General features: G+C 59.7%; 3 protein-coding genes. All 3 read left to right on the forward strand.

The genetic code is table 11. The annotated features are described in order from the left end of the window. Nucleotides 1–4 precede the first annotated feature (4 nt). Genes AB0D94_RS37970 through AB0D94_RS37980 form a run of 3 tightly spaced genes read left to right on the forward strand, consistent with a single transcriptional unit; the run spans nt 5 to nt 998 of the window. On the forward strand, nt 5–151 hold the full coding sequence (locus tag AB0D94_RS37970; RefSeq protein WP_362062595.1) for a hypothetical protein: 147 nt from the start codon (nt 5–7) through the stop codon (nt 149–151). Nucleotides 152–179: 28 nt separating this feature from the next. Beyond that, entirely contained in the window at nt 180–539 is a 360-nt protein-coding gene (locus AB0D94_RS37975; protein WP_096376347.1) for a hypothetical protein, read from the forward strand. Between the two features lie 27 nt (nt 540–566). Continuing rightward, nucleotides 567–998: a copper uptake system-associated protein gene (locus tag AB0D94_RS37980; RefSeq protein ID WP_362062592.1), complete on the forward strand. Its 432-nt coding sequence runs from the start codon at nt 567–569 to the stop codon at nt 996–998. Nucleotides 999–1,014: the final 16 nt, after the last annotated feature.

Consider the following 1,014-nt stretch of genomic DNA (forward strand, 5'->3'; position numbering starts at 1 on the left):
GAGCTTGTTTATCGCATCTCTGGCTTACGCCGAGCCACTGCTGTACCAAGAGGCGGTGCTGGGGATTCTCGCGGCCTCTGTCCTTTCCGCTATCGGCGGATTCCTCTGGCTTCGAGCCGTACTACCCGCGCCTGGGCCGCGTAACGCGTGACGTCAGACTCTATGAATCGGAAAACGGAATGAACGATCAACTTCCCTTACTTAGCACCCTCACCTTCATCGGCTTCGAACTCAATGCCGCCGCGGAGCGGCATCCTGAAGGCAATTTATCCTTCGGCGAGGTCTATTCGGCTTTGGCGCAGGAAGCGCTGTTGACGACGCTCAACACGCGCTTGCCGGGCCTGTTCGACTTCAGCCTTTTTCCACCAGGCAGCGAGCAATCCGTTGCCTTGCATCGAAGCCTTCGGCAGGCCGCCGATGGCCTCGAAGGTCGGGAGCGACGCAAGGTTGGCACCGTTGCGTCGGGACTACATCTGGCGATGGCCTTGATTCTTGAAGCGATCCAGCGTCAGCTTTGGATAGCCTCCAGGCGCCCCTGAAAGGGGATGGGCTAGGGAGTCGCGCCCATGATCGGCTGCCTTCACGTGTCTACACTACGGACTTTGGCCTTAGCGTCTTTGATCTCGCTCACCGCCTGCGCAGCGCCCGAGGATGTGGAAGATCGGCAGGCCATACGCGCTACCTTGATCGGAACTTGGACTCGCCCCTACACGCCGCTTAGGGTTGAGCCTATTGCTCTCGCAGGCCCCTATGCCATCGCTGACTGGTTCCAAGGCGCTTACGCCGGTCGTGTGCTGCTAGAGAAGCGCGGCGGGCAGTGGCATATGCGCTTATGCAGCGGCGATGCGCTGAAGAACGTTGAGTTTCTTCAGGAGGCGGGAGTAAACGCTGCCTCGGCTCGCCGACTTTCAGACGCGCTACGACTCGCAGAAGCGAAATTGTCCACGGATGATCGCGACAATCTGTCCCGCTTCCGCGGAGTCGTGGAGCTTCACTAATCGAGGAATCGCTTGC

This window comes from Streptomyces sp. NPDC048255, from assembly GCF_040652415.1.
Lineage (GTDB): Bacteria > Actinomycetota > Actinomycetes > Streptomycetales > Streptomycetaceae > Streptomyces.

Coding starts and splice junctions, on each gene's coding strand:
- AB0D94_RS37980 (WP_362062592.1), top strand. CDS start 567: ATGATCGGCTGCCTTCACGTGTCTACACTACGGACTTTGGCCTTAGCG.
- AB0D94_RS37975 (WP_096376347.1), top strand. CDS start 180: ATGAACGATCAACTTCCCTTACTTAGCACCCTCACCTTCATCGGCTTC.